Source organism: Sphingomonas azotifigens NBRC 15497 (assembly GCF_002091475.1).
GTDB lineage: Bacteria > Pseudomonadota > Alphaproteobacteria > Sphingomonadales > Sphingomonadaceae > Sphingomonas > Sphingomonas azotifigens.
On record NZ_BCTR01000071.1, the window covers coordinates 1 to 18,300 of the forward strand.

General features: G+C 68.6%; 16 protein-coding genes. 6 read left to right on the forward strand and 10 right to left on the reverse strand.

Translation table 11 applies throughout. From position 1 onward, the window contains the following. Positions 1-113: 113 nt before the first annotated feature. A complete protein-coding gene (locus SAZ01S_RS20200; protein ID WP_084584056.1) occupies positions 114-917 on the reverse strand; it encodes a hypothetical protein in 804 nt (267 codons plus the stop codon). A 75-nt stretch (positions 918-992) separates the two neighbouring features. Between SAZ01S_RS20200 and recF the strand changes: the two genes are divergently transcribed. The 4 genes from recF (at position 993) to SAZ01S_RS20220 (ending at position 7,042) form a co-directional block, all read left to right on the forward strand. Next, positions 993-2,060 (forward strand): DNA replication/repair protein RecF, encoded by a 1,068-nt coding sequence (recF, locus tag SAZ01S_RS20205; RefSeq protein ID WP_084584057.1) that lies wholly within the window; start codon positions 993-995, stop codon positions 2,058-2,060. Between the two features lie 46 nt (positions 2,061-2,106). Beyond that, entirely contained in the window at positions 2,107-4,518 is a 2,412-nt protein-coding gene (locus SAZ01S_RS20210; protein ID WP_084584058.1) for a ligase-associated DNA damage response DEXH box helicase, read from the forward strand. A 74-nt stretch (positions 4,519-4,592) separates the two neighbouring features. Continuing rightward, positions 4,593-5,576 carry a retroviral-like aspartic protease family protein gene (locus tag SAZ01S_RS20215; RefSeq protein WP_245825062.1) on the forward strand — a complete coding sequence of 328 codons (984 nt, stop codon included), beginning with the start codon at positions 4,593-4,595 and terminating at the stop codon, positions 5,574-5,576. A 32-nt stretch (positions 5,577-5,608) separates the two neighbouring features. Then, complete coding sequence (locus tag SAZ01S_RS20220; RefSeq protein WP_084584060.1) at positions 5,609-7,042, forward strand: mannitol dehydrogenase family protein; 1,434 nt, start codon at positions 5,609-5,611, stop codon at positions 7,040-7,042. Positions 7,043-7,094: 52 nt separating this feature from the next. On the opposite strand, the gene SAZ01S_RS20225 is transcribed toward SAZ01S_RS20220, so the two are convergent. The 9 genes from SAZ01S_RS20225 to hflK form a co-directional block, all read right to left on the reverse strand. Next, positions 7,095-9,041, reverse strand: a complete 1,947-nt coding sequence (locus SAZ01S_RS20225) for an OPT family oligopeptide transporter (protein WP_084584061.1) — start codon at positions 9,039-9,041, stop codon at positions 7,095-7,097. Between the two features lie 167 nt (positions 9,042-9,208). Next, entirely contained in the window at positions 9,209-9,556 is a 348-nt protein-coding gene (locus SAZ01S_RS20230) for a YbaY family lipoprotein (RefSeq protein ID WP_084584062.1), read from the reverse strand. Positions 9,557-9,563: 7 nt separating this feature from the next. Next, positions 9,564-9,827 carry a hypothetical protein gene (locus tag SAZ01S_RS20235; RefSeq protein ID WP_084584063.1) on the reverse strand — a complete coding sequence of 88 codons (264 nt, stop codon included), beginning with the start codon at positions 9,825-9,827 and terminating at the stop codon, positions 9,564-9,566. A gap of 18 nt (positions 9,828-9,845) precedes the next feature. Beyond that, positions 9,846-10,166, reverse strand: coding sequence for a hypothetical protein (locus SAZ01S_RS20240; RefSeq protein ID WP_084584064.1), 321 nt, complete (start codon positions 10,164-10,166; stop codon positions 9,846-9,848). Positions 10,167-10,180: 14 nt separating this feature from the next. After that, positions 10,181-11,413, reverse strand: coding sequence for a M12 family metallopeptidase (locus SAZ01S_RS20245; protein ID WP_084584065.1), 1,233 nt, complete (start codon positions 11,411-11,413; stop codon positions 10,181-10,183). A 185-nt stretch (positions 11,414-11,598) separates the two neighbouring features. Next, positions 11,599-13,197 (reverse strand): helicase HerA-like domain-containing protein, encoded by a 1,599-nt coding sequence (locus SAZ01S_RS20250; RefSeq protein ID WP_084584066.1) that lies wholly within the window; start codon positions 13,195-13,197, stop codon positions 11,599-11,601. A gap of 66 nt (positions 13,198-13,263) precedes the next feature. Next, a complete protein-coding gene (locus SAZ01S_RS20255; protein WP_084584067.1) occupies positions 13,264-14,775 on the reverse strand; it encodes a Do family serine endopeptidase in 1,512 nt (503 codons plus the stop codon). Between the two features lie 96 nt (positions 14,776-14,871). After that, the gene (gene hflC, locus SAZ01S_RS20260; protein WP_174596159.1) at positions 14,872-15,717 is read right to left on the reverse strand and encodes a protease modulator HflC; all 846 of its coding nucleotides are present in this window, start codon (positions 15,715-15,717) and stop codon (positions 14,872-14,874) included. Then, a complete protein-coding gene (hflK, locus tag SAZ01S_RS20265) occupies positions 15,714-16,799 on the reverse strand; it encodes a protease modulator HflK (RefSeq protein WP_084584068.1) in 1,086 nt (361 codons plus the stop codon). Before hflK ends, hflC begins: the two co-directional genes overlap by 4 nt. 71 nt (positions 16,800-16,870) lie before the next feature. Between hflK and SAZ01S_RS20270 the strand changes: the two genes are divergently transcribed. Both SAZ01S_RS20270 and SAZ01S_RS20275 read left to right on the forward strand, forming a co-directional pair. Next, positions 16,871-17,827 (forward strand): P-loop NTPase, encoded by a 957-nt coding sequence (locus tag SAZ01S_RS20270; RefSeq protein WP_084584079.1) that lies wholly within the window; start codon positions 16,871-16,873, stop codon positions 17,825-17,827. A 3-nt stretch (positions 17,828-17,830) separates the two neighbouring features. Next, positions 17,831-18,265, forward strand: a complete 435-nt coding sequence (locus SAZ01S_RS20275; RefSeq protein ID WP_084584069.1) for a CoA-binding protein — start codon at positions 17,831-17,833, stop codon at positions 18,263-18,265. Positions 18,266-18,300 lie beyond the last annotated feature (35 nt).

The following is an 18,300-nucleotide window of genomic DNA, read 5'->3' on the forward strand; positions in this document are numbered from 1 at the left end:
GGAGGACGAAGATAGGTTCTTCTCCGTGCTGGTTGGTATAAAGCCAGCGCGCAGCCAAAAGAAAAGGGCGCCGCGGCGAGAAGCCGGGCGCCCTTTCGTTTCCGACCTGCGGTTTACTTCGCGGCCGGGGTCGCTTCCGGCGCCGCGACCGGCGGGGCACCGGCGGGGCCGCCCGGCGCAGGCGCGGCACCGGCCTTGTCGCCGGCAGCCTTGGCGGCTTCGAGCGCCTTCTTGGCCTGTTCCTCGATGCGCGCACGCAGGGCGGCGCGGTCGAGCACCTTGGGCAGTGCGAATTCGCTGGCCGGCAGCGGGCCCGGCTTGACGCTCTGCAGCGTCAGCGCTTCGCCCAGGCGCAGCACCGCGCCCTTGGCGATCACGTCTTCCAGCACCTTCTCGGCCTTGGGGACGCTGGTGAACATGGTCGCCATGCGGGCGCTGGTCAGGCGGGTCTGCATGCCGATCGCGGCGGCGATGTTCTTCAGGCGCGTATCATCGCTGACGACGATGCGGATCGAATCGCCCTGCGGGTTGCCCTTGGGCTGCACGCTCCAGATCGTGCCCTTCTGGTCGCCGACCTTTTCCTCTCCGACCTGGACCGCTTCATAGTCCGGGTCCTGCGGCAGCGCCTGGGGCTTCATGCCCTTGGCCTTGGCCATGTCCTGCGTCGCGCCGACGAAATCGGCGAAGCTGGCGGCGAACTTGTCGTTGCCGTCGGTGATGACGACGTAATCGGTGCCGCCCTTGCGGACCAGCGTCTGCGGGCCGGCTTCCACCTTGGCATCGCCGTTGGCGGCGGCCTTGACGGTGATCGTCCCGCGGCCGCCGGTGGCGGCGTAGGTGGCGGTGACGTCTTCCGGCGCCTTGGAGCAGGCCGCGACCAGCGCGAGCGCGGCAATCGTGAGAGTCTTGCGGATCATGTGTTTCTATCCCTTCGCCCCGGTCTATCGGCCAAGCGGTGTTCGTGGGCAAGGTGCTGCGCTACAGCCGCTTTCATGGCCGTCAAGCGTCTCCTGCTCACCGACTTCCGCAACCATGGCGATGCGCTGCTGACTCCCGGCGCCGAATTCGTCGTGCTGAGCGGCGAGAATGGCGCGGGCAAGACCAACGTGCTGGAGGCCGTCTCGCTGCTGTCGCCGGGCCGCGGGCTGCGCGGCGCACCACTGAGCGAAATGGCCCGGCAGGGCGGCCCGGGCGGCTTCGGCATCGCGGCGACGCTCGACGCAGCCGAGATCGGCACCGGCACCCGCGCCGAGGCGCCCGAGCGCCGCATCGTCCGCGTCAACGGCGCGACGGCGGCTGCGACCAGCCTCGCGCAGTGGCTGGTGGTGTTGTGGCTCACCCCGGCGATGGACCGGCTGTTCCTCGAAGCGCCCGGCGACCGCCGCCGCTTCCTCGACCGGCTGACGCTGGCGCTCAACCCGCGCCACGCCCATGAAGCGACGCGTTACGAAGCGGCGATGCGCGAGCGCAACCGGCTGCTCGCCGACGAACTGCCGCCTGACCCTGCCTGGCTCGACGCGCTGGAGGCGCGGATGGCCGAGCATGGCGCAGCGATCGACGCCGCCCGACGCGAGGCCGTGACGGCGCTGGGCGCGCGACTGGCCGATCAGCCGGCGGGCCCGTTCGCCCGGGCGGGGCTGGCGCTGGAGGGGTGGCACGGCGATGCGGCGGGCTTCGCGGTCGCGCTCCGCGAGGGCCGCCGCCGCGATGCCGCTGCTGGGCGCACGCTCACCGGTCCGCATCGCGCCGATCTGCAGGTGACGCATCTCGACAAGGCGCAGCCGGCGCATCTCTGCTCGACCGGCGAGCAGAAGGCGCTGCTGCTCGGCATCGTGCTTGCCCATGCCGAACTGGTCGCGGACCGCGCGGGCGTGCCGCCGATCCTGCTGCTCGACGAGGTCGCCGCGCATCTCGATCCCGGCCGGCGCGCGGCGCTGTTCGAACGGCTCGCGGGAAGAGGCCAGGTGTGGATGACCGGCACAGAGCCCGCGCTGTTCGAAGCGGTCCCCGCCTCCGCCACCCGCTACCGAGTGGCGGAGGGCAGGATCGAGCCGGCGTGAATCAGGGTGCCTCCACAGACAGTTGCGCGCTCCCTACATAGAGCCCGTGCCTGCAGATCTCCCCGCACCTCTGGCCGAATGGTTCGCCGCGCGCGGATGGGCGCCGCGGCGGCATCAGTGGGACATGCTCGCGGCGGCGCGGGCAGGCAGTCACGCGCTGCTGGTCGCCCCCACCGGGGCGGGCAAGACGCTGTCGGGTTTCCTGCCCACGCTGGCACACCTGATCGAGACGCCCGCCGAGGGGCTGCACACGCTCTACATCTCGCCGCTCAAGGCGCTGGCGGTCGACGTGCAGCGCAACCTGCTGACCCCGATCGAGCAGATGGGCCTGCCGATCCGGGTCGAGACGCGCACCGGCGACACGCCGCACGACAAGAAGGTCCGCCAGCGCGCCCGCCCGCCACAGGTGCTGATGACCACCCCCGAATCGCTCAGCCTGCTGCTCTCCTATGAGGACAGCCTGACGATGTTTTCGGGCCTGAAGACGGTAGTGATCGACGAGATCCACGCGTTCGCCACCGGCAAGCGCGGCGACTTGCTGGCGCTGGCGCTCGCCCGGCTGGAGCGGCTGGCGCCGGGCTTCCGCCGCGTGGGGCTTTCCGCGACTGTCGCCGATCCCGACGGCTACCGCGCCTGGCTCGCGCCCTATGGCGACATCGATGCGGTGACGCTGGTGCAGGGCGAGAAGGGTGCCGATCCGGATATCGCGATCCTGCTGCCCGAAGGCCGCGTGCCCTGGGCGGGCCATTCGGGCATCTATGCCATCCCGCAGGTGATGGCCGAGATCGAGACGCACAAGACGACGATCGTCTTCTGCAACACCCGGGGCCTGGCCGAACTGGTTTTCCAGCAGCTGTGGAAGGTCAACGACCTCAAGCTGCCGATCGGCGTGCACCATGGCAGTCTCAGCCTCGAAGCACGGCAAAAGGCCGAGCAGGCGATGGCCGACGGGCGGCTGCGCGCGCTGGTCGCCACCGCCAGCCTCGATCTCGGGGTCGACTGGGGCGATGTCGATTGCGTGATCCAGATGGGCGCGCCCAAGGGCTCCTCCCGCCTGCTCCAGCGGATCGGCCGCGCCAACCACCGGCTCGACGAGGCGAGCGAGGCGGTGCTGATTCCGGGCAACCGCTTCGAATATCTGGAGGCGCGCGCCGCGCTCGATGCGGTCGAGGCGGGCGAGCTCGACCCGGACATCTTCCGCCCCGGCGCGCTCGACGTGCTCGCCCAGCATGTGATGGGCTGCGCCTGCGCGGCGCCCTTCCTCGCCGCCGACATGCTGCAGGAAGTGCGTGCAGCATTGCCCTATTCGGCGCTGAGCGAGGAGATGTTCGAGCGCGTCCTCAACTTCATCGCCGATGGCGGGTACAGTCTGCGGGCCTATGACAAGTTCAAGCGGCTGACCCGGGGCAAGGACGGCATCTGGCGTGTCACCCAGCCGAACTTCGTTGCGCAGCATCGGCTCAATGCCGGGATCATCGTCGAGTCGCCGATGCTGGAGGTGCGGTTCAAGAACGGCAAGCGGCTGGGCAAGGTGGAGGAGGGGTTCGCCGCCTCGCTGTCGCCGGGCGACACCTTCTTCTTCGGCGGCCTCGCGCTGGAGGTCGAGCGGGTGGAGGCGACCGACCTGATCGTCCGTGCCACCGCCAAGCAGGCGCGGGTGCCGAGCTATATGGGCGCGCGGCTGGCGATCACCGCCAACCTTGCCGACCGCGTGCGGACCTTCCTGTTCGATCGCAGCCAATGGTCGCGCTTCCCGGCAGACGTGCGCGAATGGCTGGAGACGCAGGACCGCCGCTCGACGCTGCCCGCGCCGGGCCAGCTGCTGGTCGAGACCTTCCCGCACGAGGGCCGCCACCACCTCGTCATCTACAGCTTCGAAGGCTGGAATGCGCACCAGTCGCTCGGCATGCTGGTCACGCGGCGGATGGAGGCGATGGGGCTCAAGCCGCTGGGCTTCGTCGCTAACGACTATGCGCTGGCGGTCTATGGGCTGGAGAAGATCCTCGATCCGCGCCCGCTCTTCTCGCCCGACATCCTCGAGCATGAGTTCGTCGATTGGGTGCAGGGCTCGGCGCTGCTCAAGCGTGCCTTTCGCGAAGTGGCGATCATCGGCGGGCTGGTCGAGCGCCAGCATCCCGGCAAGAAGAAGACCGGGCGGCAGGTAACCTTCTCCACCGACCTGATCTACGACGTGCTGCGCAAGTACGAGCCCGATCACCTGCTGCTCCGCGCCGCCTGGGAAGATGCGCGCGCCAAGATGACCGATGTCGGGCGGCTCGCCCGGTTGCTCGACGAGGCGGCCGAGCGGATGCTGCATGTCGATCTCGATCGGGTGAGCCCTATGGCGGTCCCGGTGCTGATCATGATCGGCCGTGAATCGGTCGCGCAGGGCACCACCGAAGACGCGCTTCTGGAGGAGGCGGAGGCGATCGCTGCCGAGGCGATGCGGCTCGACTGACCCCGTTCTTTTGCGGGATTGCTGCGCAACATCGGCAGGCGTATGTTCCGGCAATGTTCGGAGTCGCGTCCTCGTTGGTCCTCTGGACCTTGCCGCTCGGCCTGCTGGCAAGCGGTAGTGCAGGCGTGCGGACAGATCCCGAAACTTCGCCGCCTGCCGCCCAACCCGATGCGATCCAGCTGGCGCTGGGCGAGACGGGCGCGCGGCTCACCGTGCCGGTCGCGATCGTCCGGCAGGGGCCGTATAATTTCATCATCGATACCGGCGCCGAGCGCACCGTCGTCTCGCGCGAACTGGCCGGGCGGCTCGGGCTTGCGGCGGGCGGCGAGGTCACCGTCACCTCGATGACCGGGCGCAGCCGGGTGGCGACCGTCGTCGTCCCCGATCTCGCGATCGAATCCATTGGCACTTCGCACACGATCGTCGCGCCGGCATTCGAGGCGCGCAACATCGGCGCGGCGGGGCTGCTCGGGATCGATACGCTGCGCGACCACCAAGTCACGATCGACTTCGATGCGGGCACCATGGCGGTGCACCCCAGCGTCAAGCGCAAGCGCAACGAGAAGCACGCGCCCGACGAGATCGTCGTCACCGCCAAGGACCAGTTCGGTCAGTTGATCGTCACCGATGCCTATTATGGCAATGCCCGGGTGCAGGTGGTGCTCGACACCGGCTCGCAGGTGACGATGGGCAACGAGGCCCTGCGGCGAAAGGTCGGCAAAAATGTCGATGCGCTGCAGACGATCGAACTGACCAGCGTCGATGGCGGCAAGACGCTGGCGCAATATGGCCAGGTGCCAGCGATGCGGGTGAGCAACGTTGCGTTCGACACGCTGCCGGTCGCCTTTGCCGAGGCCGAGCCGTTCAAGCGCTTCGGGCTTACCAAGCGACCGGCGATCATGCTCGGCATGGATGCGATGCGCAGCTTCCGGCGGGTCGAGATCGATTTCCCCAACCGCCAGGTGCGCTTCTTCCTGCCGCGGGGCATGCGCGAACGGCGGCCCGATTTCACCTCGCCGCTGTTCGGCACGGGGTTTCGGAGTGGCGCCCGCGATTGACTTTACCTGCCGGGTCTGATTGGCCTGACCATATGACCACGCTTTCGCGCGCGACGCTCGCCGGGCTTCCTGCCGGCATCCTCCGCCCCGGCCATGACCTGGCCGCGATCCGCACCGGCATCGTCCATTTCGGTCCTGGCGCCTTCCACCGGGCGCACCAGGCGGCGTTCATCGACAAGGTGCTGGACAGCGATCCCCGCTGGGGCATCGCCGCGGTGTCGCTGCGCAGCGGCACCACCACCGATGCGCTCAAGGCGCAGGACGGGCTGTACACGCTGGCGGTGATCGACCGTGAGCCCTCGACGCGCATCGTCGCCGCGCACTCGGACGCAATCGGCCCGGGCGAAGGGGCCCGCCTCCGCGCGTTGCTCGCCAGCCCGGAGGTGCGGATCGCCACCAGCACGGTGACCGAGAAGGGCTATTGCCTGGGTGGCGACGGCACGCTCGACATGAATCACCCTGACATCGTCCATGATCGTGCGCGCCCCGAAGAACCGGCGAGCGTGATCGGCTGGATCGTCACCGGCCTGGCCGATCGCCGCGCGGCGGGGGTGGCGCCGTTCGCGATGCTCTGCTGCGACAACATGACCGGCAATGGCGGCAAGCTCCGCGCCGCCTGCGTGGCACTGGCGCGCGAATGGGATGCGGATCTCGCCGACTGGATCGCTGCGGAAGTCGCCTTCCCGGATTCGATGGTCGATTCGATCACCCCGGCCAGCGACGCGGCGTTCCTTTCCAAGGTGGCGGGCGAGCTCGGCGTAGAGGACAAGGCGGCGGTGCAGCGCGAATCCTTCACGCAGTGGGTGCTGCAGCGCTTCGACATGGCCGACGGCCCCGATCTCGCCGCGGCGGGCGTCACGCTGACCAGCGACGTGCGCGGCTATGAGCAAGCCAAGCTGCGCATCCTCAACGGCAGCCATTCGAGCCTTGCCTATATCGGGCTGCTGCTCGGGCACGAAACGGTGTTCGAGGCGATGTCGGACGGGGCGCTCGGCACCTTCGTGACGCGGCTGGCGCATCAGGATATCGCGGCGTCGCTGGGCCCGATCGATGGGCTGGATGTGCCCGGCTATGTCGATGCCGTGCTCGATCGCTTCCGCAACCCCGCGATCCGGCATTTGCTGGCGCAGATCGCCTGGGACGGGTCGCAGAAGCTGCCGTATCGGTTGCTGGACACGACGGCAGCGGCGCTGGACGCCGGGCGCCCGGTGGCACGGCTGGTGGTGCCGGTGGCGGCGTGGATCGCGTTCCTGGGCCACAAGGCTAGGGCAGGCGAAAAGATCACCGATCCGCTGGCGGACGTCCTCGCTGCGGCGGCGACCGATGCAGCGCCGGTAGAGGCGGTGCTGGCGCTGCGGCAAGTCTTCCCTGCGCGCGTCGCCGAGGATGCACGCTACGGCGAGGCGCTCGGCGCTGCGTATGCGGCGATCCAACAGGGCAAGCTCAGCGAGCTGCTCGCGGGCTGATCCCTCCCTCTTCTAAGTCCCCCTCCCGCAAGCGGGAGGGGGGAAGAAACGGCTATCGCGCCTGCCGCTTCGTGTAGAGATACAGCCCGGCGGTAATCGCCAGGAATAGCGCCGTACCACCCGCCAGCGCCACGCCCGCGAACCCCGGCCCGACCAGCGCGAGCGGAGACTCGCTCCCCGTCTCGTACACGATGCCGGCGTAGAGCACCCCGAACAGGCTATCGCCGACGATCATCCCGGTCGCCATCAGCACGCCCATGCGCTTGACGAACTCGGGATCGCGTGCGCGCTCGGCGGCGCGGTCGTAGAACCAGCCGATCACCGCGCCGACCACCACGGTCAGCGTCACGCCCATCGGCAGATAGATGCCGAGACCGACCGCCAGCGGCGGCAGGCGCAGCTTGGTGGTGCGCGCGAGCAGTTCGTCGACGATGATCACGCCCGCGCCGATCAGCGCACCGATCCCGATCAGGTCCCAGCGCAGATCGCCGCCCAGCACGCCCTTGGCGAGCGACGAGATCAGCGCCGCCTGCGGGGCGGGGAGCGCATCGGCGCTCGCCCCCGCCACCCCGGCGAAACCGAACGAGGCGTTGAGCACGCTCAGCACCGGCGGAATGACGAGGCTGCCGAAAATAACGCCGAAGATCAGGGCCACCTGCTGCTTCCACGGCGTCGCGCCGACCAGCTGGCCGGTCTTGAGGTCCTGGAGATTGTCGTTCGAGATGGTCGCCACGCCGAACACGATGCCGGTGACGATCAGCGCATAGGCAATCAGCGCCTGGGTCGTGCCGGGCTCGAGATCGCGGCCGAACATGCCGACCAGCATCAGCGAGGCGGCGACCACTGAGAGGATGCCGATGCCCGAAACCGGGCTGTTCGACGCGCCGATCAGCCCGGCCATATAGCCGCACACCGAGGCGATCACGAGACCGACGACGAGCACGAACACCAGCGAGCCCGCTACCAACAGCCCCGCCGAGGCGGAGAGCGGCCCGGCCGCGAGCACGCTCCACAGCAGCCAGCCGATCGGCAGCAGCATGCCGAGCGTGACGACGGCGACGATAGTGATCGGCAGGTCGCGCTCGCCGATCGGTACATGCGCGCCTTTCCGTGCCGCGGCCGAGGCGGCGAGCGACGAGCGGATGCCGCCGATGACGGGCCCGATGATCTTGAGCAGCGTCCAGATCGCCGCCATGCCGATCGTGCCGGCGCCGAGGAAGCGCACCTCGCTGCGGAACACGGTGTTCGCCACCGCCTCCGCCGCGCCGGGCATGCCGGCGCTGAGGATCGGCAGCGCGATCCACCAGCCGATCGCCACGCCGACGAGGATGGCGATGCCGACGGTGAGGCCGATCAGGTGCCCGGCGCCGATCAGGGCGAATTGCAGCCCGCCGATGATGCCGGTCGAGCCCGCGCCCGCCTTGAAGAACACCGCGCCTTCCTCGGCGGCGAGCTTCATCCGGGTGGCCAGCGCGAAGCCTGCCGAGGCCAGTGCGTTGACCACGATCACCTTCAGCCCGCGTGCGCTCTCCTCTTCGCCCTCGCGGCTGCCGGCGCCGACCTGCAGCACTTCGGCAGCGGCGCGGCCCTCGGGATAGGGCAGGTCGGGCGAGTCGACGACCAGCGCGCGGCGCAGCGGCACCGAGAACATCACGCCGAGGATGCCGCCGAACATCGTGATCGCCGCGGTCTCGACATAGGGGAAGCCGTTCCACCAGCCGATCATCACCAGCCCCGGCAGCACGAAGATGATCGCGGCCAGCGTCCCCGCCGCGCTGGCGACGGTCTGGACGATGTTGTTCTCGAGGATCGTCGAGCCGGGGAAGAAGCGCAGGATCGCCATCGAGATGACCGCGGCCGGGATCGAGGTGGCGAAGGTCAGCCCGATCTTGAGGCCGAGATAGACATTGGCGGCGGTGAACAGCAGCGTGATCGCGCCGCCGAGCAGCACGCCGCGCAGCGTGAGTTCAAGCGGCGCGCGGGCGGGGGCAGTGGCCATGCGCAAGGGGCTCCGGGAAGACATGGAAGGACGCGCACCGCGCCGGCCGGCCAATGTCGGCGGTGTGTCGCGTCGATGTCGGCGGGCGCGTGTGGTGCAGGTGCATGGTGCCATCGTGGCACCCGCGGCGCCCGAAAGACAGGCTTTTCATCGCCCCGGGCCGCGGTTCAGATCAGGTGCGCCTCCACCAGCACGGTATCGGGATGGCCGCCGGTCAGCACCGGATAGGATTCCATGGAGATGCGGTCGCCCTGCGCGACATCGCCGGTGCCATCCTGGTCGAGATGGACACGGACGGCATAGTGGATCTGCTCGTCCACCGCCGGTACCTGCAGCAGGAAGGGCAGGGTTTCGCCCGCAGCAAGCGCGTGATCGACGGGGAAGCGCGCCTCCGCCACCAGATGCGCGGGCGCATCCGCGCGCGAGACGTCCTCCACCCGCACGCGCAGCGTGCCCCCCGCTGCCACCGGCTCGGTGAAGCGGACCTGGCCCGAGAGCGTGCGGGTGTGGGTCATGCCCGGGTCAGGCGTTCAGGATCGCGTAGCGCGCCTGGAAATCGAGATTGCTGGTGGTCAGGTTGCGCGCGGTGATGAACCATTTGACGAAGTTCGACCCCTGGCGCGTGTTGCTCACCGTCCATTCGATCTGCGCCGGGCCGTCCACCACCGGCGAGGTGGGAACGCACATCCACGCGACGTTCCAATTGGGGTTCCAGCTATGCGTGAACCACGTCCGCGACTGATTGGGGGCGAGGTTGCCGGTGAATTGCGTACCGAAGATTGCCATGATGTCGTCCTTTCGGAGTCAGAGGGTAGCGGGCCCGGCGCCGCCATCGACGAGCGCATCCGAGCCAGGGTCGCCGGCGAGCGGCAGGGCGGGACCGTTGGGTGAGGCGCGTTCGGCCGCGGCGATCGCGTCGAGCAGCGCCGGCGGCGGGCCGGCGCCGTCCATTTCGGCGCCCTGCGGTGCCGGGGTGATGCCGCCGCTGCCGCCCGGCCCCGCCCCGCCATCGGACAGGTCCCCGGTGGCGTCCGCCGGCAGGGTGTCGTGCAGCTGGACCGCGCCGGCGGCCGGCGCTGCCGCCGCAGTGGCGGCATTGGGCTGAATTTCCACGGTAACTTTCATCCTGTCCCTCCCGTTCAGATGAAGCTGGGGCTCCAGCCCAACACCTCGTAGCGCGCCTCGAACGTCACGGGCGTGTTGGTGAGGTTGCGGACCGAGAGATGGTATTTGACCAGCCGGGCGTTGGCGCGGTCGGCCTGGCGCGAGGTGCGCACGCGCAACTCGATCTGGGCCGGGCCGTCGACCACCGGGGCGGTCGGCACCGTGTTCCACAGCACGAACCAGTGCGACGGCCAGCTATGGGTGAACCAGGTCTGGGTCGCCCCTGCCGCCACCGTGCCGGTGAACTGGGTGCCGCGCCAGCTCGTCGAGGGTTCCAGCTCCGGGTACAGCGCGCGGATCGCGGCGATGTCGCCCGCCGACATGCCGTTGCGCTGGCCGATTGCCTGGCCGTTGATCGGCACGATCGTGTCCTGGTTGTTGCGGGAAAAGGCGCGACGACCATAATGCATGATGCTGCCGAAATCGTAATTGCCGATGTCGTCGCCGTCGGTGATGTGCTGGTTGAAGTTGTGCTCCTGGCCCGGCTGAATATTGGCCCAGTTGATCCGCACGTTGCTCTCGCGATCTTCGCGGCTCTGTTCGTGCCACAGGCCGAGCGCATGGCAGATTTCATGCACCGCGATGCCCATCGCCTCGCAGCCCGGCCCGAGCGAGATGACCTGGCGGCCGCCCTGCATGCCGACCGAGGACCAGCAGCCAGTCTGCTGCTCGAACGCGACGAAGTTGGGATATTGCCCCTGGTTGGCGTCGGTGCGCTCGACGAAGCGGATGCGCGTATTGGCCTGGATATGGGCGATGGCCTGATTCACCACGTTCCGCAGCGCGGGCACGACGGTGTAGGGCATCAGCCCGCCCGGCCAGCGGAAGCGCATGCCGGGGATGCCGACGCCCTCCTGGATGTCGCGATCCGGCGCGGTGATGAGAAGGCCCTCAGGGCTGCCCTCCTCGGCGACCGTGCGCGCCAGCGACTCGACGGCTTCGGCCGAGCCCAGCGCGATATCGCCTTCGAAGATCGCGACGTCGTCGATCACATTGTAGGTGATCGGCCGGGCCTCGGCCTTTTCCAGCCGGCGGACAAAGCCTTGCCGCACATCGTCGGACGCGCGGAACAGGCAGGCTTCGTTGCAGAGCGCATTGGCCGCACCCGGCGCCGGGCCGGCGACGTCAAGCGTACTACCCGCGGGTGCACCTCCTGGCGGGTTCGCCAGCAGCACCTCTCCTTCGGTGTCGTTTTTGCGTTGCACCATTTTTCATCCTCACATTTGAAGAAATGGAGATTGCTCGTGGAATCTCTTGCGAAATTCACGAGGTAACGGGGTGCTTGCCGGTAAATAATGCTATCGTAGAGTTCAATGTCGACGGGCGACTCGATCTATCACCGACGCAGACATCTTCTTAGATATACTAACACGCGTCAATACGAATCCCGCCATCAGCCGCGGAACAGGCCGCCCAGCACGCCGCGCACGACCTGGCCAAGCATGCCGCCGCCGCTCTTGCTGCCGAACACCGCCTTGCTCACCTCGTTCGCCACGGCGCGTCCGGCTGCCGACGAAGCCGAACGGGTCGCGGAGCGGATGGCGCGGTTGAGCGGGTTGTTCGCGGCCTCGCGTTCCGCGGCGATGCGGGCGCGCTCCGCTTCCTTGGCGCGGCGGGCGTCTTCCTTGGCCTGGGCCGCCGCGCTCTTCTCGGCGGCATCCTTCGCCTGCGCCTCGGCGGCGGCGGCGCTTGCCTCGGCGCGCTTGGCGGCAAGCAGTTCCTCGGCAGACTCGCGGTCGATCCCGGTGTCGTACTTGGTGCCGACCGCATCGGTCTCGACCAACAGCTTGCGCTCGTCCGCCGCGAGCGGGCCGACGCGCGAGGCCGGCGGCCGGATCAGCGTGCGCGCCACCGGGGCGGGCGAGCCATCGGCCTGGAGCAGCGAGACCAGCGCCTCGCCCACGGCCAACTCGGTGATCGCGGTCGCGACATTGAGGCCCGGGCTGGCGCGGAAGGTCTCGGCGGCAGCGCGGATCGCCTTCTGGTCGCGCGGGGTGAAGGCACGCAGCGCGTGCTGGATGCGGTTGCCGAGCTGCGCCGCGACATCCTCGGGGATGTCGATCGGGTTCTGGGTGACGAAATACACGCCGACCCCCTTCGATCGGATCAGGCGAACGACCTGCTCGATCTTGTCGAGCAGCGCCTTGGGGGCGTCGTCGAACAGCAGATGCGCCTCGTCGAAGAAGAAGACGAGCACCGGCTTGTCGGGATCGCCGATCTCGGGGAGCGTCTCGAACAGCTCGGACAGCAGCCAGAGCAGGAAGCTGGCATAGAGCCGTGGGCTGGCCATCAGCTTGTCGGCGGCGAGGATGTTGATCACGCCGCGGCCACTATCGTCGTGCGCGAGGAAGTCGTGGATGCTGAGCGCCGGCTCGCCGAAGAAATGGGTGCCGCCCTGGGTCCGCAGCTGAAGCAGTTGGCGCTGGATCGCGCCGACGCTCTGCTTCGAGACATTGCCATAGCTGGTCGAGAGTTCGTCGGCGCGTTCGGCGCAATGGGCGAGCATTGCCTGCAGGTCGTCGAGGTCGAGGAGCAGCAGCCCCTCGGCATCGGCGACGTGGAAGGCGATGGTCAGCACGCCTTCCTGCACCTCGTTGAGGTCCATCAGGCGGGCGAGCAGCAGCGGGCCCATTTCCGAAACGGTCGTGCGGATCGGGTGGCCCTGCTCGCCGAACAGGTCCCACAGCTGTACCGGCATGGCGCGATACTGCCAGTCGCTGTCGCCGATCGCCTGGGCGCGGGCGGCAAAGGCGGCATGGGGCTTGGCGAGCGGAGATCCGGCCATGCCGAGGCCGCCGAGGTCGCCCTTCACATCGGCGACGAACACCGGCACGCCGGCGGCGGCGAAGCCCTCGGCAAGGCCCTGCAGCGTCACCGTCTTGCCGGTGCCGGTCGCGCCGGCGATCAACCCATGGCGGTTGGCACGGCGCAGATTGAGTTCGATCCGCTCGCTGCCCGCTGCTCCAACGAAAAGGCCCGCTTCTTCCGCCATTTCCTGCTCCTTTGGGGCGCAGGCATAGGGAAGAAACGGGCCTTGGTCAGCCGCTTTCGACGGCGATCAGTTGCCGGCGATATTGACCGGGATGTAATTGCCCTGGTTGCGGCGCTGCACGAACAGCACCACCTGCTTGCGCCCGGCGGCCTTGGCGGCAGCGACGACGCGGCCGAGATCGGCAGCGGTGCGGACCGGTTGCTGATTGGCCGAGACGATCACGTCGCCGCGCTGCAGGCCCTTGCCGGCTGCGTCGCTGCTCGGGTTGACGACCGCAATCACCACGCCGCCGATCGAGGGATCGACACCGATCGAGCGGGCGATCTGCGGCGTCAGCGGGGTGACGCTCACGCCCAGCGCGGCGCTGGGTGCGGTTGCCGCGCTGTCGTCACCGTCATCGCCCGGCGCGCCGTCCTGGTCGTTGGGGTCAAAGCCGTTGAGCTGGTCTTCGGGCGGGCGGGCAGCGACCGTCACGTTGACGGTCTGGCGCTTGCCGTCGCGGATCAGCTCGACCGGGATGCGGGTGCCCGGGGTGACGTTGGCGACGATGTAGGACAGCGTCTGCTCAGGGGTCACGTCCTTGCCGTTGACCTTGACGATCACGTCGCCCTGCTTGATCCCGGCCTTCTCCGCGGGCTGGCCCGGCTCGATGCGCGCGACCAGCGTCCCGCGGTCCGACGGCAGGCCGAAGCCGGCGGCAAGCTCCTTGGTCAGGTCCTGCATCGCGATGCCGAGATAGCCGCGGGTGATCGACTGGCCCTTCATCAGCTTGTCGATGATCGGCTTGGCTTCCTCGGCAGGGATCGCGAAGCCGATGCCGACATTGCCGCCGGTGGGGGACAGGATCTGCGAGTTGATGCCGATCACGTTGCCGTTGAGGTCGAACATCGGGCCGCCCGAATTGCCGCGGTTGATCGAGGCATCGGTCTGGATGAAGCGGTCATAGGCGCCGGTGCCGGTGACGCGGTGCGTCGCCGAGATGATGCCGGCGGTGACGGTGCCGCCCAGCCCGAACGGGTTGCCGATCGCGAGGATCCAGTCGCCGACGCGGGCGCGGCCCGAATCGCCGAACTTGACGAAGGGCAGCGCGGTGCCGTCGATCTTGAGCACGGCGAGGTCCGACTGCGCGTCATGGCCGATCAGCTTGGCCTTGAAGTCGCGGCCGTCGGCCAGCGTGACGGTGATCGATTCGACCACCGCGCCCTGCGCGCCGGCCGAGATGACATGGTTGTTGGTGACGACATAGCCGTCGGCCGAGATCAGGAAGCCCGAGCCGAGCGACTGCGCCTCGCGCGTCACCGACTGGCCCTGGCCGCCGCCGAACATCTCGAACGGGGTGCCGGCGAACGGGTTGGCATTCACCTTCACGCGCTGGGTCGTCGAGATGTTGACCACGGCCGGCTGCAGGCGGGCGACCAGGTCGGCGAAGCTCATCGGCGCGCCGGCCTTGGGGGCCATCGCCTGGATGGTGCCCGGCTCGTTCTGCGCGGTCTGCGCGCCGGCGGGCTGGTTGAGCGAGAGCGCGGTGGCGGCGCCACCCAGCAAGATCGCAGTAGTCAAGGCGTAGGCGTAACGCACGGGGTCATTTCCTCTCGAAAGGAATGGTGTTCGTCTCAATGCGCGCTTCTACCCAGCGCGGCTGAACCTGATTTGAATATGAACGGCCGGACAGGCTCATCGTTGCCCGGTGAACTCCCGCAGATACTCGTTGTTCGGCGACAGGATGATCTGGCTTTCCGAATCCGGGCTGAGGAAGGTTGTGCGGTACGACTGCATCGCCCGGTAGAAATCGTAGAACTTCGGATCCTTGTTGAACGCCGCCGCATAGATCTGCGCCGCCTGTGCCTGCGCGTTGGCACGGATGATCTGCGCGTCCTTCAGGCCCTGCGCCTTGATCGTCTCGGCTTCCTGGCGGCGGGCCGTGGCCATCCGGGTCAGCGCGCTGTTGAGCGGCGAGCCCGAGGGCAGCTCGGTCTGCTTGATCCGCACGTCGACGATCTCGACGCCATATTGGCTGGCGAGCCGCTGCAGCGAGGCCTGGACATTGTCCATCACCTGCCCGCGCTCGGGGCTGAGCAGCGTCGCCGAGCGGCGCTTGCCCAGCTCGTTGCGCAGCGACGAGCGCAGCAACGGCTGGAGCTGTTCGCGCAGCCGTTCCTCGGTGCCGACCGTCACCACCATGCGCAGCGGGTCGGTCACCCGGTAGCGGGCATAGGCGTCGATCTCGAGCCGCAGCTGGTCGGTCGAGAGCACGGGCTCGTCGGGCAGGTCGACATCGAGCACGCGCTTGTCGACCCATACCAGCCGGTCGACGAACGGGATGCGGAACACCGGGCCGGCATTGGTACGGCCGAAGCCCTGGCCGGGCTGATAGGCGTTGACCGTGCGGTACGGCTTTTCGAGCCGCAGCACGACGACCTGCTTGGTCTCCGGCACGATCGCCACGGTGCTCATCAGCACGATCAGCACGACGATCACCGCGACGACGAGTGCGATCGGGTTGCGCAGCCATCCGGTCACTTCGCGGCCCCCTTGGTATCGCCCTCGACCGTGGCGGTCCCCCGGCGCAGCGCCGGCAGCGGCAGGTAGCTGTTGACGCCCGGCGCCTCGATCACGGTCTTGTTGGTCTTGGCCAGGACGGTCTCCATGGTTTCGTAATAGAGCCGGCGCTTGGTGACTTCGGGGGCCAGCTTGTACTGTTCGTAGATCTTGTCGAACTCGGCCGCCTCGCCCTGCGCGGCGGCGATCACGCGCTGCGCATAGGCATTGGCGTTGTTACGGTTCGATTCGGCTTCCTGCTGCGCGGCGGTCACCGCCTTGAAGTCCTCGTCCACCTGGCTCGGCGCGGCGGCCTTCTGGATCGCCACGCCCTGGATGCGGATGCCCGCACCATATTCGTCGAGGATCTTCTGCATCGCCGCCTGCGCCTCGGCCTCGATCTTCGAGCGGCCTTCGCCGATCGCCTCGTTGAGCGTGGTGTTGGAAATCACCGCGCGCATCGCGCTTTCGGCCGTGGCGCGCACGGTGTCGCGCGGCTCGGCGATCTGGAAGACATAGTCGGAGGCGCTGCGGATGTCCCAGCGCACCGAATAGGCGAGATCGACGATGTTCTGGTCGCCGGTCAGCATCAGATTGTCGCCGCTGTTCGGGAAATTCTCGGTGCGGATGTTGCCGACATCGACGACGTCGACCAGCTGGAACGGCGCGGGCAGGGTGAACTGGATGCCGGGATCGAGCGTGCCCGAATAGCGGCCGAGGAAGGTCACCACGCCTTTCTCGCGCGGGCCGATCGGGTGGACCGAAGTGTAGACCACCCAGATGCCGAGCAGGCCGGCGAGGACCAGCAGCCACAGCCGCGTCCCGTTCGGCACGCCGGGCAGCCCGCCGCCGCTGCGCGCGCGGCGCCAAAGCTCGTCCAGCGCGCTCGGCGAGCCGGGCCGGCTGCGACGGCCCTCGGGCGGGACCGACCAGGGGTTGCGCGGGCCACCGCCGCTGCCGTCGCCCCCGGCGCCGCCGCGATCCGAGCCGCTGCCCCAGGGGCTTTTCGGCGCCTCGTTGTGGAAGGTGCCGGACAGCGCGTCGCGGCCAGAACTATTCACCATAGGGACCTTTATAAGCAGGGCGGCGCGGATTTACAGTGGCGTCGGACGATTGTGTACCTATGTGCCGCGGCATGACTGAACCGCAGGACCTTTCCGCCGCCCTCGCCCCCGTTTCCGCCGGCCGCGCCACCGTGCGCCTGGAGGGCGGCCGCGCCAGCATCGTGCTCGACGTGACCGGCCTCGCGCCCGAGACGCGCGATGCGCTGGAAGCCGAGGTGCGCAGCGCCGCCGCCGCGCTGCCGGGCGTGGACGAGGTGCGGGTGCTCCTTACCAGCGAGCGCCGCACCCGCCGCATCCTAGCGGTCGCCAGCGGCAAGGGCGGGGTGGGCAAGTCGACCGTCGCCGCCAATCTCGCGATCGCACTCGCCCGGCGCGGGCTCAAGGTCGGGCTGGTCGATGCCGATATCTACGGCCCCTCGCAGCCCAAGTTGCTGGGCGTCGAAGGCGTGAAGCCGCAGGCGCGTGACAAAGTATTGCTGCCGATCGAAACGCCGTTCGGCCTCAAGATGCTGTCGATGGGCGGGCTCGTCGCCGAGGGGCAGGCGATCGCCTGGCGCGGGCCGATGGCGGGCGGCGCGCTCGGCCAGATGGTCGATGCCGATTGGGGCGATACCGAGCTGCTCGTGCTCGACCTGCCGCCCGGCACCGGCGACGTGCAGCTGACGATGATCCAGAAGCACAAGCCGGCGGGCGCGGTGATCGTCTCCACCCCGCAGGACCTCGCGCTGATCGACGCGACCCGCGCGATCGACCTGTTCAACAAGGCGGGGGTGCCGATCGTCGGGCTGGTCGAGAACATGGCGGGCTATTGCTGCCCCCATTGCGGCGGCGTCTCGGATCCGTTCGGCAGCGGCGGGGCGGAGAAAGCGGCGGGGGCGCTCGGCATCCCGTTCCTTGCCCGCATCCCGCTGGCGATGGAAATCCGCACCGCTTCGGATGCAGGAACGCCTCCCGCCGCTGGCGATACGGAGTCTACCGGATCCTTTGTGGCGCTGGCCGATTCGGTCTATGATTGGCTAAAGAGGTGATGCATGCCGCTGACGCGTGACGAAGACATCCGCACCCTGCTCGAGGAAACGCGCACCATCGCGATGGTCGGCGCGTCCGATCGTCCCAATCGTCCCAGCAATGGCGTGATGGTGCTGCTCCAGCGGCACGGCTATCGCGTGATCCCGGTCAACCCGCAGATTACCGGCGAGCATATCCATGGCGAGTTCGTCTTTCGCGAACTGAGCCAGATCGGGGTGCCGATCGACATGGTCGACATCTTCCGCAAGTCCGAACATGCCGGTGAGGTGGTGGACGCCGCGATCGCCGCTGGCGCCCGCTCGATCTGGATGCAGCTCGACGTGATCGACCATGACGCCGCCGCCCGCGCCGAGGCGGCGGGGCTCAAGGTGGTGATGGATCGCTGCCCGGCGATCGAGATCCGCCGCCTCGGCCTCGCCCCACTCGCCGCCGCCTGATAGCAGCACACGGTAATCTCCTTTCGGTCATCCCG

Bases quoted from the DNA above. Each gene is read 5' to 3' on its own strand.
- SAZ01S_RS20200 (WP_084584056.1), bottom strand. From the start codon at position 917: ATGATCCGCAAGACTCTCACGATTGCCGCGCTCGCGCTGGTCGCGGCC.
- recF (WP_084584057.1), top strand. From the start codon at position 993: ATGGCCGTCAAGCGTCTCCTGCTCACCGACTTCCGCAACCATGGCGAT.
- SAZ01S_RS20220 (WP_084584060.1), top strand. From the start codon at position 5,609: ATGACCACGCTTTCGCGCGCGACGCTCGCCGGGCTTCCTGCCGGCATC.
- SAZ01S_RS20225 (WP_084584061.1), bottom strand. From the start codon at position 9,041: ATGGCCACTGCCCCCGCCCGCGCGCCGCTTGAACTCACGCTGCGCGGC.
- SAZ01S_RS20230 (WP_084584062.1), bottom strand. From the start codon at position 9,556: ATGACCCACACCCGCACGCTCTCGGGCCAGGTCCGCTTCACCGAGCCG.
- SAZ01S_RS20235 (WP_084584063.1), bottom strand. From the start codon at position 9,827: ATGGCAATCTTCGGTACGCAATTCACCGGCAACCTCGCCCCCAATCAG.
- SAZ01S_RS20240 (WP_084584064.1), bottom strand. From the start codon at position 10,166: ATGAAAGTTACCGTGGAAATTCAGCCCAATGCCGCCACTGCGGCGGCA.
- SAZ01S_RS20245 (WP_084584065.1), bottom strand. From the start codon at position 11,413: ATGGTGCAACGCAAAAACGACACCGAAGGAGAGGTGCTGCTGGCGAAC.
- SAZ01S_RS20250 (WP_084584066.1), bottom strand. From the start codon at position 13,197: ATGGCGGAAGAAGCGGGCCTTTTCGTTGGAGCAGCGGGCAGCGAGCGG.
- hflK (WP_084584068.1), bottom strand. From the start codon at position 16,799: ATGGTGAATAGTTCTGGCCGCGACGCGCTGTCCGGCACCTTCCACAAC.
- SAZ01S_RS20270 (WP_084584079.1), top strand. From the start codon at position 16,871: ATGACTGAACCGCAGGACCTTTCCGCCGCCCTCGCCCCCGTTTCCGCC.
- SAZ01S_RS20275 (WP_084584069.1), top strand. From the start codon at position 17,831: ATGCCGCTGACGCGTGACGAAGACATCCGCACCCTGCTCGAGGAAACG.